The sequence below is a fragment of the Brevundimonas sp. UBA2503 genome (assembly GCF_002341485.1).
Lineage (GTDB): Bacteria > Pseudomonadota > Alphaproteobacteria > Caulobacterales > Caulobacteraceae > Brevundimonas > Brevundimonas halotolerans.
In genome coordinates this window covers 33805-47415 of sequence record NZ_DDOD01000020.1, presented here as the reverse complement: position 1 = coordinate 47415, position 13611 = coordinate 33805, and the positions used below count along the sequence as shown (strand labels likewise).

General features: G+C 67.6%; 12 protein-coding genes. All 12 read left to right on the top strand.

Annotated elements, in window-relative coordinates:
- Window positions 1-111: 111 nt before the first annotated feature.
- The 12 genes from B4K74_RS09530 (at window position 112) to lnt (ending at window position 13497) form a co-directional block, all read left to right on the top strand.
- A complete protein-coding gene (locus B4K74_RS09530; protein WP_286692731.1) occupies window positions 112-5031 on the top strand; it encodes an NAD-glutamate dehydrogenase in 4920 nt (1639 codons plus the stop codon).
- A gap of 21 nt (window positions 5032-5052) precedes the next feature.
- Window positions 5053-5517, top strand: coding sequence for a universal stress protein (locus B4K74_RS09525; RefSeq protein ID WP_123285905.1), 465 nt, complete (start codon window positions 5053-5055; stop codon window positions 5515-5517).
- A gap of 88 nt (window positions 5518-5605) precedes the next feature.
- Complete coding sequence (locus B4K74_RS09520; protein WP_286692761.1) at window positions 5606-6169, top strand: NifU family protein; 564 nt, start codon at window positions 5606-5608, stop codon at window positions 6167-6169.
- A 53-nt stretch (window positions 6170-6222) separates the two neighbouring features.
- Complete coding sequence (locus B4K74_RS09515; protein WP_286692730.1) at window positions 6223-6855, top strand: helix-turn-helix domain-containing protein; 633 nt, start codon at window positions 6223-6225, stop codon at window positions 6853-6855.
- Window positions 6856-6930: 75 nt separating this feature from the next.
- Window positions 6931-7353 carry a helix-turn-helix domain-containing protein gene (locus B4K74_RS09510; protein WP_123285903.1) on the top strand — a complete coding sequence of 141 codons (423 nt, stop codon included), beginning with the start codon at window positions 6931-6933 and terminating at the stop codon, window positions 7351-7353.
- Window positions 7354-7369: 16 nt separating this feature from the next.
- Window positions 7370-8101 (top strand): tRNA (adenosine(37)-N6)-threonylcarbamoyltransferase complex dimerization subunit type 1 TsaB, encoded by a 732-nt coding sequence (gene tsaB / locus B4K74_RS09505; protein WP_286692729.1) that lies wholly within the window; start codon window positions 7370-7372, stop codon window positions 8099-8101.
- On the top strand, window positions 8098-8523 hold the full coding sequence (locus B4K74_RS09500; protein WP_286692728.1) for a GNAT family N-acetyltransferase: 426 nt from the start codon (window positions 8098-8100) through the stop codon (window positions 8521-8523). Before tsaB ends, B4K74_RS09500 begins: the two co-directional genes overlap by 4 nt.
- 27 nt (window positions 8524-8550) lie before the next feature.
- On the top strand, window positions 8551-9024 hold the full coding sequence (locus B4K74_RS09495) for a Fur family transcriptional regulator (protein ID WP_123285900.1): 474 nt from the start codon (window positions 8551-8553) through the stop codon (window positions 9022-9024).
- Window positions 9025-9080: 56 nt separating this feature from the next.
- A complete protein-coding gene (gene miaB / locus B4K74_RS09490; RefSeq protein ID WP_286692727.1) occupies window positions 9081-10463 on the top strand; it encodes a tRNA (N6-isopentenyl adenosine(37)-C2)-methylthiotransferase MiaB in 1383 nt (460 codons plus the stop codon).
- Window positions 10464-11411 carry a PhoH family protein gene (locus B4K74_RS09485; RefSeq protein ID WP_286692726.1) on the top strand — a complete coding sequence of 316 codons (948 nt, stop codon included), beginning with the start codon at window positions 10464-10466 and terminating at the stop codon, window positions 11409-11411. It abuts the gene before it with no gap.
- Window positions 11408-11893, top strand: coding sequence for an rRNA maturation RNase YbeY (gene ybeY / locus B4K74_RS09480; RefSeq protein WP_286692725.1), 486 nt, complete (start codon window positions 11408-11410; stop codon window positions 11891-11893). The genes B4K74_RS09485 and ybeY overlap by 4 nt, the downstream gene beginning before the upstream one ends.
- Window positions 11890-13497 (top strand): apolipoprotein N-acyltransferase, encoded by a 1608-nt coding sequence (lnt, locus tag B4K74_RS09475; protein ID WP_123285896.1) that lies wholly within the window; start codon window positions 11890-11892, stop codon window positions 13495-13497. The genes ybeY and lnt overlap by 4 nt, the downstream gene beginning before the upstream one ends.
- The last annotated feature ends 114 nt before the right edge of the window (window positions 13498-13611 follow it).

Here is a 13611-nt window from a genome sequence, read left to right as displayed (position 1 = left end):
GTCAGGGAGGTCCCGTTCGCGCCGTTTCCGGGCTTTCCCTTTGGCGCGCACCGATCTAGTCATCTGGGTCATCCAGGCGGTGATGAGCCGCGCCATCGAGACCCTATTCGCATGTCCCGCGACGCCCCGTCCTCCACCGCCCCCTCCATTGAGATCCTGTGCAAGGGCTTTGAAAAGGCAGCGGGCGAAAAGGCCGATGCCCTGGTCAAGGGCTTTCTGGCCGAGGCGCTGGAAGACTACGACTCCGACGAGACACCCGAGATTGCGCTGGAGGACCTCGCCGCCCTGCTGGCCGAGGCCTGGACCACCGCAGCCGTCCGGCAGGCCAGCGAGCCGGCCCGCATCCAAGTAGGCCCACTGCACGGGGCGGATGGCCGCACCACCGCCTTTGACCGCATCCTGATCGTTCAGGACGACCGGCCCTTCCTCGTCGACAGCGTCATGGGAGAACTGGCCGAGACCGGCGTCTCCGTGCGCGCCATGTTCCACCCGATTGCCGATGTCACGCGCGACGCTGACGGACAGCGCAAGGCCGGCGCCGGACAGTCGCGCGAGTCGGTCATCATCGTTGTGATGGACCCGCTGCCGCAGGAGCGGCGCGACAGCCTTGGCGAAGGCCTCGCCGCCACCCTGTCGGACGTCGCGTCGGCCACAGCCGACCATGGCGCCATGCGCGAGCTGATGGCCCAGTCCGTCGCCCATCTGGAGGCCCACCCTCCCGGCATCGATCCCGAAGTCGTGGCCGAGACCCTGGCCTTCCTGAATTGGCTGAACGACGACCATTTCGTCTTCCTCGGCGCGCGCGACTATGACTATCCGCGCTCGGCGGACGGCGGCTATGAGGCCGAGGCACCGCTTTCCCAGTCAGGCGAGGGTCTGGGCGTTCTGCGCGATCCCGAGCGCACCGTTCTGCGCCGCGCCAATGAGCCTGCCGTCCTGACCCGCCAGATGAAACGCCAGCTGGATCTGTCGGACCCGGTCACCGTGGCCAAGGCCAATGCCCGGTCCCGCGTCCACCGCCGGGCCTATATGGACTATATCGGTGTCAAACGGTTCGGGACGGATGGCCGTCCGTCGGGTGAGACCCGCTTTGTCGGCCTGTTCACGGCCGAGGCCTATGACCGGGTGGCCTCCCAGGTACCGCTGGTCCGGCGCAAGGTCGAGAATGCGCTCAAGCGGGCCGGCAAGGCTGGCAGCGGCCACAGCCACAAACGCCTGAAGAACATCCTCGAGAATTACCCCCGCGACGAGCTGTTCCAGATCACCGAGGACGAGTTGCTGCCGATCGCGCTCGGCATTCTGCACCTCTATGACCGTCCGCGCATTCGGCTGTTCACCCGGACTGATCCGTTCGACCGCTTCATCTCGATTCTGGCCTTCATCCCGCGCGAGCGCTTCCACGCTTCCCTGCGCGAACGGATCGGCCGGATCCTCGCCCGGGCCTGGGGCGGACGCCTGTCGGCCTGGTATCCGCAGCTGTCCGACGCCCCGCTCGTGCGCATCCACTACATCATCGGCGTGACGCCCGGAGAGCACCCGACGCCCGACCCCGTGGCCCTTGAAGCCGAGGTGGCCGAGGCCGGGCGGGGCTGGCCCGAGCGGTTCGAGGCCGCCCTGCGCGCCGCCGGGGTGGACGACGTCGCCGTCGGCCCGCTCAGCACCCGCTGGACCGAAGCCTTCGGGACCGCCTATCGCGACCGCTATACAGCAGCCGAAGCGGTCATCGATCTTGAACGGTTCGACCAGCTGAACGGCACCGGCGAGCGTGACGGCGGTGAGCCGATCGCCGTCCGCGCCTTCCGCACGACCGAGGACAGCCCGCTTCAGTTCCGCTTCAAGCTCTATCACCGTGGCAATCCTGTTCCGCTGTCGGACGTCCTTCCGGTGCTGGCCGATATGGGGCTCAAGACGCTTGAGGAGTGGGGCCATGCCGTCCGACCCCAGGGCGACATGCCCATCCATATCCATGAGTTTCTGCTGGAGGACCCGCGCGGCGAGAAGCTGAGCTTCGACTCCATCAAGGCGCCGTTCGAATCTGCGGTTGCCGCCGTCTGGTCGGGCCTGACGGAAAGCGACGGACTGAACCGGCTGGTGATCGAGCTGGGGATCGACTGGCGCGAGGCCGCCCTGATCCGCACCCTCGCCCGCTATCGCCAACAGACCGGCATGGATCCCAGCCAGGCGGTCCAGGAAGAGGCTCTGTATCTGTATCCCGAGGTCGCGCGCGGCCTGCTGGAGTTGTTCCGGCTCAAATTCGATCCCGACGCGGACGAGGGCGATGGCCGGTTCGACAAGGTCTCGGGCCTCAATGCGCGGCTGGATGGGCTGCTACAGGCGGTCAAGAGTCTGGACCATGACCGCGCCCTGCGTCGCCTGACCAATCTGGTTCGGGCCACCATGCGGACCAACTACTACATCCGCGACGAGCACGGGCAGCCGCAGCCGCACATCTCGATCAAGATCGCCTCGCGTGAGCTGGAAGACCTGCCGCTGCCCAAGCCCTACCGTGAGATCTTCGTCTGGGCGCCGCACATTGAGGGCGTGCACCTGCGCTTCGGCCCCGTCGCCCGGGGCGGCCTGCGCTGGTCCGACCGGCGCGAGGACTTCCGCACCGAGGTGCTGGGTCTGGTCAAGGCGCAGCAGGTCAAGAACGCCGTCATCGTCCCGGTCGGCTCCAAGGGCTGTTTCTATCCGAAAAACCTGCCGCAGATCGTGCGCGCCGGCGGTGACCGCGACGCCCAGCAGGCCGAGGCCATCCGCGCCTACAAGACCTTCCTCTCGGGCATGCTGGACATCACCGACACCATCGCCGCCGACGGCACGGTGGTGACCCCGGAACGGGTCGTGCGCTGGGAAGGGGACGATCCCTATCTGGTCGTGGCCGCCGACAAGGGCACGGCGACCTTCTCGGACATCGCCAATGGCGTCTCGGCGGACTACGGCTTCTGGCTGGACGACGCCTTCGCCTCGGGTGGGTCGGTCGGCTATGACCACAAGGCCATGGGCATTACCGCGCGCGGAGCCTGGGAGGCCGTCAAGCGCCACTTCCGCGAAATGGGCCGCGATATCCAGACCGAGCCCTTCACGGCCGTCGGGGTGGGCGACATGTCGGGCGATGTGTTCGGCAACGGCATGCTGCTGTCGAAACAGACGCGCCTGCTGGCCGCCTTCGATCACCGCGACATCTTCCTCGACCCCGATCCCGATCCGGCCACCAGCTGGGCCGAGCGCAGCCGCCTGTTCGACCTGCCCCGCTCGTCCTGGCAGGACTATGACGCGAAGAAGATTTCAAAGGGCGGCGGGGTCTTCTCCCGCAGTGAGAAGTCCATTCCGCTGACGCCCGAAGTCCGTGCCATGCTGGACATTGAGGATGAGGCGCTGGACCCGCAAAGCCTGATCCGCGCGATCCTCAAGGCCCCGGCCGAGCTGCTCTATCTGGGCGGCATCGGCACCTATGTGAAATCGGTGCACGAAACCGATGCCCAGGTCGGCGACAAGACCAATGACCCCCTGCGCGTTAATGCCGAGGACCTGCGGGTCAAGGTGGTCGGCGAGGGCGCCAATCTTGGCCTGACCCAGGCCGCCCGCATCGCTTTTGCCCTCAAGGGCCGGGACGAGGGTGGTGGCCGCATCAATACGGACGCCATCGACAACTCCGCCGGCGTCGATACCTCCGACCATGAGGTCAACATCAAGATTCTGCTGGGATCGGCGATCATGTCGAGCGCGCTGAAGCCCGCTGACCGCAACCCCCTTCTGGCCGAGATGACCGAAGAGGTCGGCCTCAAGGTGCTGGCCCACAATTACGACCAGACCCTGGCCCTGACGCTGCAGGCCGACGAGGGTGTGGGTGCGCTCGATTCCCAGCAGGGCTTCATGCAGGTGCTGGGTGCCCGCGGGCGTCTGGACCGGCAGGTCGAAGGTCTGCCGGACGATGTGCGCATCGCCGAGATGAAGGCCATCGGTCAGGCCCTGACCCGTCCCGAGATTGCGGTGCTGACGGCCTATTCGAAGATCGAGTTGTTCGACGAAATCGTCGCCTCGACGGCGCCTGACGATCCCTTCTTCCGGGACACCCTGGCCCAGTATTTCCCCGAGCCGCTCGGGCGGTTCGGAGGCGAAATGCAGTCGCACCGGCTGCGCCGCGAGATCATTGCCACGGTCCTCAGCAACCAGATCGTCAATATGGCGGGGGCCACCTTCCCCGAGCGCCTCAAGCGCAGCGCCGAGGTCGGGGCCGGACCGCTGGTCGTGGCCTTCGCCGCAGCCCGCCGCATCTTTCGTCTGGACGAGGCTTGGGATGCGGTGTCGGCCCTAGACCTCAAGGTGTCCTCGTCGGCCCAGATCTCCCTTTATCGCGAGATTTCCACCGTTCTCCGACGCCAGACCTTCTGGCTGTCGCGCCGTGCGCCGCTGTCGGGGGTCACCGTCGACAGTCTGATCGAGACCTACCGTCCGATCGCCGACGCCCTGCTGTCCGAGGGCGGTGACGTCCTGTCGCGGTTCGAGCAGGGTCGTCTGGACGACCGCGTCCGGGGCTTCATCGCCCAGGGAATCCCGGAGGCCATGGCCCGCGAGGTCGCCCTGCTGCGGTCCCAGGTAGCGGTGGCTGATGTCGGGGATCTGGCGCGCGAGGCCGACTGGCCGGCGCCGTGCATGGCGCGCCTGTATCACCAGGTCGGGGCCGCCTTCGATCTCGATCGGCTGCGGTTTGCCGCCGGCCAGGTGCCCTCGGCCGACCATTTCGACCGTCTGGCCGTGCGTCGCCTGATTCAGGACTTCATGGTCGAGCAGATGGTGCTGACCCGGGCCGTCGCCCGCGCGTCAGACCCCAAGGTCGGCCGGAGCGAAGCCACCGCCGAGGCCGCCGTCGATGCCTGGATCGGTCACCGGCTGGAGGTCGTCGAGGCCATGCGGGCCTCGGTCGACGAGATCGAACAGTCGGGTCAGGGCTGGACTTTCGCCAAGCTGACCATCGCCAATGCCACGATCCGGGAGGTGGCCGCGTCGGCGGGCCAGGGCCAGCCGTAGGTCCGCAAGGGGAGGGACATCATGCCGCGTAAATTCCTGGTGGTCGTCGACGACAGCCCCGAGTTCGAGACGGCGCTGCGCTATGCCGCCCGCCGGGCCCGCTCGACGGGCGGTCGGGTGGCCCTGCTGCGGGTCATCGGCCACGGGTCGGATGCCCACTGGTCCGGTGTCCGCGACGAAATCGACCGCCAGCTGCGCGAGGAGGCCGAGGCGCTGCTGATGCGGCTGGGGGAGGAGGCGGCCGATCGCTCGGGCGCCCCTCCGCTGTTCCTGATCGAGGAAGGCGACCCGCTGGCGGCCCTGCGCAAGGTCGTCGACGAGGATCCGGACATCAAGATCCTGATCCTGGCCTCGGGCGGCGGGGGCCGGGGGCCGGGGCCCCTGATCAGCGCCATCCTGAAACAGGGCTCACTGGGCGGGCGCAAGCTGCCGGTGACTATCGTGCCGGGCGAGCTGAGCGACAGCGAGATCGAAGACCTGGCGTAAGAGCGGGCGCGCTATCGCTCGACGCGCGGTGTCTCGCGGCTTGAACGCAGCCCTTGAATGCGGCGATCAGCGGGCGCATGTCAGGGCCATGTTCATCCAGACCGAAACCACGCCCAATCCCCGGGCCCTGAAATTCCTCCCCGGTCGTGACGTGTCGCCCGACCGCACACTGGAATTCCGCACCATCGATGAAGCCTCGGCTTCCCCGCTGGCCGAAGCTCTGTTCGAGCTGGAAAATGTGGTGGGCGTGATGCTGGGCGCTGACCATATCGCGGTCACGCGGGGTCCGGACGGCCCGGACTGGTCCGATATGAAGGCGCCGATCCTGGCCGCCATCATGGATCATTTCGTTTCAGGCCGTCCTGTCGTGAACGACAGCGTCTCGGCGGGCGAGGCCAGCGACGGCGCAGAGGACACCGAGATCGTTCAGGAGATCAAGGCCCTGCTGGACAGCCGCATCCGGCCCGCCGTGGCCCAGGACGGCGGCGACATCCTGTTTGACTCCTTTGACGAGGCGACCGGCCTTCTGACCCTGCGGATGCGCGGGGCCTGCGCGGGCTGTCCGTCGTCGACGGCCACGCTCAAGGCCGGGGTGGAACAGATGATGCGTCACTACATCCCCGAAGTGACCCAGGTCGAACAAACGCTCTGAGCACGGTCCAACTTTTTCGTCGCCCTGTCTGCCGCGCGTGGTAAACCGGCGCCATGCGACTGTCTGCGTCATCCGATGAGGTAAAGGCCCGTATGCAGGCCGAACTGGCTGCTCTGGGCGAAGCCTTGGCCCGTCTGCGGCACGCCTGTGGTCTCAGCCAGGCCGAAGCGGGCGAACGGATCGGCATGACAGGGCAGGGGTGGGGTCTCTATGAGGCCGGCAAGCGCGCCGGCCTGTTCCGGCCGGACATCCAGACACGACTGACCGCCGCCGTGGAGGCTACACCCGAAGCCCTGTCGCTGGAGCGTGGGGCGCCGCCGTCTCCGGCCAGCGCGAGCGAAGAGCGGGTCAGTGGAGTCGAGGTGAGGTCGGCGGCCTTCAAGCCTGCCGAAGCTCCGGTTCCCTCGCAAACTGAAACCTTCACGTTTCCAGTCCAGACCGAAGATGTCTGGCCCTGGGCGTCCAGCGGCGTGGTGCTGGTCTGCGACCCGGGTCGTTGGCCTCGCCGGGGCCAGGGCTGCGTGGTCGAGACGGCCGATGGCGAAAGCCGCGTCCGCGTGTTCGATGGCGCCGACCGGGATTTTCTCATTCTGAAGGGTGGGTCGGGCGGCCTGGACCAGACAGAGCGGCTTGCCCGGCAGGAGGTCGTCCGCCTGTCAACCGTCGTCTCTCGCGACGAAACATGAAACATTTGCATTTCATCCTCGAAGCCGATATGAAACGTTTCAAGTTTGCCGAAACGTCTTTATTGGAGAAATCGGGTGCCTCGTCAGCCCAGACGTCAAACAAGTCGCGAGGGGACGCCGGTAGACAGCTGGGTCGGGGGGCGGATCGCAGGCCGACGTCAGGCTTTGGGCCTCTCCCAAACCGCACTGGCCGAACGCGTGGGCGTCAGCTTTCAACAGATCCAGAAATACGAAACCGGCATCAACCGAATCTCCGCCTCGCGCCTGCATCAGGTCGCCGTCGCGCTGGGGGCCGAGCCGGGCAGTTTCTTTCCGACGCCGGACCCCTCCCGACCACCGGTCGGGTCTTCAGCGCCGCCCCGCCGCCCGCCCTCTCCCGGCGGACGACTGGCCGAGGCCTTTTCCCACATTCCCGATCCCAGGGCGCGACGGGCGCTGGTCGTTCTGGCCGAGGCTCTGGCAGTACCGTCGACGGGTTCGACAGACGCGCGCGCCTGATCAAGGGGCGGGGCGCGTGACCCTGCTCGTTCTGGATACGGCGCAGGGCCTGTGCACCGTCGCTCTCGGGCGCGACGGCCGGGTGATCGCGTCGCGGTCGGAGCCCATGACGCGCGGCCATCAGGAACGGTTGCCGGTCCTGGTCGAGGCTGTGCTGGCCGAGGCCGGTGTTGCTGCGTCGGCGCTCGAGGTCGTCGCCGCCACGCGCGGGCCGGGCTCCTTCACCGGCCTCCGTGTCGGGTTGGCCTTCGCCCAGGGGCTGGCCGCAGCGACCGGCGCCCGCCCGATCGGCCTGTCGTCGCTCGATGCGCTGGCGGTTCAGGCCCATCTGGCTGCCCCCGACGGCCCATCTCCTATTGTGGCTGTGATGGATGCCCGCAGGGGCCAGGTCTATCTGGCGCTCTGGGGGGCCCAGGGCATTTCTGGCGACGGTTCCGGCGTGATTGACTCCTCGCTCGCCCGCGCCTCGATGCAGGCAGCCGGGGCCATGACGATAGAGAACGCGGCCTCCCTTCTGAAAGCATCCAGCCCCAGCACGCAGGTGATCGGCAGCGGTGCACACCTGATCAAACCGGCGTCGTCGGACGCAGGGCAGGTCGAAGGCCCCGATCCTGCGGCCCTGGTGCATCTGGCAACGATCCGAGCGGGTCAAGTCGGCGCCACCGGCCTCGACCCCCTCTATCTGCGCGCACCCGATGCCACACCGCCGACGCGCCTGCCGGGCCAGCCCCGACCGGACCGCGCGTGATTCCCGACCCGGCCCATCTGGCGGCCATCCACGCCCGGGCGATCACGCCCGCCTGGACCGAGGCGGCGCTGCGCGACCTGCTGGATCAGCCCGGCGTCTGGGCCGAGGTGGAGCCGGATGGCTTCATCCTCATGCGTCAGGCTGGCGATGAGGCCGAGGTCCTGACCCTTGCCGTCCTGCCCGAGGCCCGGCGGCGCGGACAGGGCCTCGCCCTTATGCAGGGGGCGCTGGCCGCCTGCCGCACCCGGGGGGTGAGCGATGTCTTCCTTGAGGTCGCCGCCGACAATGCCGCGGCCCAAGCGCTCTACCGCGCCGTCGGCATGATTGAGAGCGGCCGTCGGCGCGGCTACTATGCCCGCAGCGACGGTTCCCCGGTGGACGCCCTGATTCTCACTCTCAACTTGGGCGAGGCGCTTCCCTAGAGCCCGCCAAGGCCCTATTCTTTACCCATGGACCGGATCGAGAAACTTTGCGCCGACCGCGGCATGCGGATGACCGAGCAACGGCGCGTGATCGCGCGGGTGCTGTCCGCAGCCGAAGACCATCCCGACGTCGAGGAACTTTACCGCCGGGCCTCGGCCGTCGACCCGCACATCTCGATCGCCACCGTCTATCGCACCGTCCGCCTGTTCGAAGAGGCCGGCGTGGTCGAAAAGCACGACTTCGGCGACGGTCGCAGCCGCTATGAAGAGGCGGGCGACGACCACCACGACCACCTGATCGACACGAAAACGGGCGAGGTGATCGAATTCTACGACGCGGAGATCGAACGTCTCAAGACCGAGATCGCCAAACGCCTCGGCTTTGACCTGATCGGGCACAAGCTGGAACTGTACGGCAAGCCCACGCCCGGCGCCGAACCTTCGGACCGCGAAGGCCTGATCTACAAGCGCCACAGCCAGCGCGACACCGAGCAAGCCTGAGCCGGCCCCCTGCTCCCCGCCTTGCGGGCGCCACGCCCTGCCCTCATAAGCGTGCCATGACCGACACCGAGACCCTGCCCAGGACCGGAGCGGGTGCGCCCAAGCGCCTGTTCATCAAGACCTACGGCTGCCAGATGAATGTCTATGACTCCGAGCGCATGGCCGATGTGCTGCGCCCGCTGGGCTATGCGCCGACTGAAACGGTCGAGGACGCGGACTTCGTCATCCTGAACACCTGCCACATCCGCGAAAAGGCCGCCGAAAAGGTCTATTCCGAGCTGGGCAAGCTGCGGATCCTCAAGGAAGAAAAGTCAGGGGCGATGACCATCGCCGTCGCCGGCTGCGTCGCCCAGGCCGAGGGCGAGGAAATCATGCGCCGCCAGCCCGCCGTCGATCTCGTGGTCGGGCCCCAGGCCTATCACCAGCTGCCCGAACTGCTGACCCGCACCGCCCGGGCGCGCGGCGAGCGGATCGGCGCCGACTTCGCCCCGGTCGACAAGTTCGATGCCCTGCCGAAGGCGCGCGGCATTCAGGGCGTCACTGCCTTCCTGACCGTGCAGGAGGGCTGCGACAAATTCTGTACCTTCTGCGTGGTGCCCTATACCCGCGGCGCCGAATGGTCGCGCCCGGTCGCCGCCATTCTGGACGAAGCCCGGTCGCTGGCCGATCAGGGGGTGCGCGAAATCACCCTGCTGGGCCAGAACGTCAATGCCTATGACGGCGCGGGGCCGGATGGCACGCCGTCGTCGCTCGCCCGACTGGCCTGGGCGCTGGCCGACATCCCGGGGCTGGACCGCATCCGCTATACGACCAGCCACCCCAATGACATGGGCGAGGATTTGATCGCCGCCCACGGCGAGCTGGACGCGCTGATGCCCTATCTGCATCTGCCGGTGCAATCGGGCTCGGATCGCATCCTGCGGCTGATGAACCGCAAGCACGGCCGGGCCAAATATCTGGATCTGGTCGAGCGCCTGCGGACGGTCCGCCCCGACCTGGCCCTGTCCGGCGACTTCATCGTCGGCTTCCCCGGCGAGACCGAGGCGGACTTCGAGGCGACGATGGATCTGGTGCGCGAGGTCCGATATGCCTCGGCCTTCTCTTTCATGTATTCGCCGCGCCCGGGAACGCCCGCCGCCACCATGGGCGCCCAGGTACCCGCCGAGGTCTCGCGCGAGCGTCTGCACCGGCTGCAGGCCCTGCTGCTGGAACAACAGGTCGTCTTCAATGCGTCGCAGGCTGGCCGGGTTCTGCCGGTCCTGTTTGAAAAGGCCGGGCGGCATGACGCCCAGGCCATCGGCCGCTCGCCCTATCTGCAGTCGGTCCATGTGGAGGACGCGCGCGACCTGATCGGTCAGATCGTCGAGGTCGAGATCACGGCCGGTCAGCAGAACAGTCTCAAGGGGCGTCTGATCCCCCGCTCGGAACAGGCGGCCTGAATGGCGCGCAGTAGCGAATTCATCACCCTTGAGGACGGTGTCCTGCGTCAGGTGGTCGGGCCCAACAGCCGCCATCTGGCCCGGATGGAGTCCGCCTATGATGTCGACCTGGACGCGCCCGGCGGTGGCATCCGCATCAATGGCTCGCCGCGCGACCGGGCCGATGCGCGGCGCATGATCGAAAGCCTGTCGGCCAAGGTCGAGCAGGGAGTCGAGATTACCGACGATCTGGTGATCGCCATCCTGCGTCAGGACCGGCGGGGTGCGGCGGCCACCGGCGGCGTCCTGGCCTTTGGCCGCAAGGGCGCCATCACCCCCACGGGTCTGGCCCAGAGCCGCTATGTCGACATGATGACCCACTGCCCGCTCAGCTTCGGCGTGGGCCCGGCGGGCACCGGCAAGACCTTTCTGGCGGCGGCCTACGGGGCATCCTTGCTCAGGGCCAAAAGCGTCAGCCGGCTGGTGGTCACCCGACCGGCCGTAGATGCCGGGGAAAAGCTGGGCTTTCTGCCGGGCGACCTGAACGAAAAGGTCGATCCCTATCTGGCCCCGATCTGGGAGGCGCTGAACGAGGTTCTGGGCCCCGAACAGGTGCAGGCCCACCGGGACCGCCGCGAGATCGAGACCGCGCCCATCGCCTTCATGCGCGGCCGGACGCTCAAGAATGCCTTTGTCATCGTCGATGAGGCCCAGAACACCTCGCGCATGCAGATGAAGATGGTGCTGACCCGTCTGGGCGAGAATTCCCGCATGGTGGTGACCGGCGATCCGACCCAGATCGACCTGCTCAATCCGCGCGACTCCGGCCTGTCGCACGCCCTGCGCATCCTCAAGGGGGTCGAGGGTGTCGGCGTCGTCGAATTCGCCGCCGAGGATGTCATCCGCCACCCGCTGGTCGAGCGGATCGTGCGCGCCTATGACGCCGACGGCACGCGCGGCGGCACATGATTGAGATCCAGGTCGAGGATCCGGCCTGGCGGGAGGCCTTGCCGGAGGTTGAGGCGGTGGTGATGCGCGCCGCGGCGGCCGCGCTGGGCGAGGCGGCCACTCCGGGTGGAGACCCGCTGGCCACCGTGCTGCTGGAAGGCGATGACGCGGTGCAAGCCCTGAATGCCCGGTTTCGTGACCGCGACGCTCCCACCAATGTGCTGAGCTTTCCCGCCGCTCCGGCACCCGGCGCGCCGGACGACGACCCCTATCTGGGCGATATAATTCTGGCCTTCGGCGTCTGCAGCCGCGAGGCCGCCGATCAGGGAAAGCCGCTCGCCCATCACCTGTCGCATCTGGTCATCCACGGCCTGCTGCACCTTCAGGGCCATGACCATCAGGACGATGGCGAGGCCGAGGTCATGGAGGCGCGCGAGCGCACGCTTCTTGCAGGTCTGGGGATCGATGATCCCTATCGTGCCATTCTGGATCGCGAGCCATGACCGACGCGACCGTTAACCCAACCCTTCGCACGACCGGCCGGATGCGCCTGCTGCGCGCCGGACTTGCCCTTCTGGCAGGCGCCGGTGCGGCCTTTGCCCACCCACCGTTCGGCATTCTGCCGGGGCTTCTCGGCTATGCCCTGATGCTGGTCCTCGCAGACGGATCGCCAAATCGTCGAGCCGCCTTCTGGATGGGCTGGCTGGCGGGCTTTGCCTATTTCCTCGTCGGCTGCTGGTGGGTGGCCGAGGCCTTTCTGGTCAATCCGGCCCAGGCCTGGATGGCGCCGTTCGCCGCAGCCCTGTTGCCCATGGGTATGGGCCTGTTCTGGGGGCTGGCGCTGGCGACCTATCGCAACCTGGAGGTCCAGGGGGTGCGTCGGGTGTTGGCCTTTGCCGCCCTGTTCGCCCTTGTCGAATGGTTGCGCGGCCATGTGCTGACCGGCTTTCCGTGGAACCCGGCGGGCGCCAGCTGGCAAGCGGGCTCGGCCCCCTCGCAGGTGGCCGCCCTTGTCGGCGTCTATGGCCTCGGCTTCCTGACGGTGGCGGGCTTTGCCGCGCTCGGCCCCTTGATGATGCCCGGGGATCGCAAGGCCCGGGCCGGCAAGGCGGCACTGGGTATCGTCCTGATCCTCGCCCTCCATATCTGGGGCGGGTTCCGGCTGACCGGGGCCCAGGTCGAGATGACCCCGACGGTTATCCGCATCGTTCAGGCCGACGTCGATCAACAGTCGAAATGGACGCCCGACGCCTATCGCTCGATCGTCAACCGCTATGTCAATCTGACCGGACGCCCCGGCGCGCGCGTGCCCGATGTGATCGTCTGGCCCGAGGGCGCCCTACCCAATACCGCTAATGCCGTTCTGGCCCCCGATGCGTGGGAGGCCGCCGCGCTCCGCAATGTCCTGCAGCCTGGCCAAATCCTGCTGATGGGGATGAGCCGCGCCGAGCCCGACGCTTCCACCGAGGTCGGGGCCCGCTTCTACAACAGCCTGCTGGCAGTCCGTCAGAGCGGAGAGGGCGGGCTGGAGGTCACCGGCATCTATGACAAGCACCGGCTGGTGCCGTTCGGCGAATATCTGCCCGCGGGCGCCCTGATGAGCCGTATCGGCGTGCGCAGCCTCGTCCACGTGGCCGCCGATTTCAGCCCCGGGCCGCGTCCGGCCCCGCTGAAGCTGGAGGGCCTGCCCGATCTGCAACCGCTGATCTGCTATGAAAGCCTCTATCCCGGCTTTACCCGGGGGGTCGGCGCGGATCGCCCGCTGTGGATCGCCAATGTGTCGAACGACGCCTGGTTCGGGCGGACTTCGGGGCCGGTCCAGCACCTGAACCTGGCTGCCTATCGTGCCATCGAGACGGGGCTGCCCGTGGTGCGTGCCACGCCGACCGGGATCTCGGCCCTGATCGATCCGTGGGGCCGGGTCGATCCGCGCGCCCGACTGGACCCGGGCGAAAGCGGCGTGATCGATACCCGCCTGCCCGCCGCCCTGTCTCCGACCCTCTTTGGGCGGATCGGCGACCTCGGCTTCTGGCTGCTGACCCTGGGGGCCTTGCTGATCGCTATCGGTGACCGGTTCGGGTCCCTTGTCCGACGCTTCCGACGCTGACAGACTGTCCGGTATCGGACATAAGCGGGGAAATGGCCTGTGGCGAGTCGAAGCCGCATTTCGGCCCGTATCTGTCTTGATTTTTAGGTGACACAGCCTTTTGACGGGCGCATG

Coding starts and splice junctions, on each gene's coding strand:
- B4K74_RS09525 (WP_123285905.1), top strand. CDS start 5,053: ATGCCGCGTAAATTCCTGGTGGTCGTCGACGACAGCCCCGAGTTCGAG.
- B4K74_RS09520 (WP_286692761.1), top strand. CDS start 5,606: ATGTTCATCCAGACCGAAACCACGCCCAATCCCCGGGCCCTGAAATTC.
- B4K74_RS09485 (WP_286692726.1), top strand. CDS start 10,464: ATGGCGCGCAGTAGCGAATTCATCACCCTTGAGGACGGTGTCCTGCGT.
- B4K74_RS09495 (WP_123285900.1), top strand. CDS start 8,551: ATGGACCGGATCGAGAAACTTTGCGCCGACCGCGGCATGCGGATGACC.
- B4K74_RS09515 (WP_286692730.1), top strand. CDS start 6,223: ATGCGACTGTCTGCGTCATCCGATGAGGTAAAGGCCCGTATGCAGGCC.
- miaB (WP_286692727.1), top strand. CDS start 9,081: ATGACCGACACCGAGACCCTGCCCAGGACCGGAGCGGGTGCGCCCAAG.
- B4K74_RS09530 (WP_286692731.1), top strand. CDS start 112: ATGTCCCGCGACGCCCCGTCCTCCACCGCCCCCTCCATTGAGATCCTG.
- lnt (WP_123285896.1), top strand. CDS start 11,890: ATGACCGACGCGACCGTTAACCCAACCCTTCGCACGACCGGCCGGATG.
- ybeY (WP_286692725.1), top strand. CDS start 11,408: ATGATTGAGATCCAGGTCGAGGATCCGGCCTGGCGGGAGGCCTTGCCG.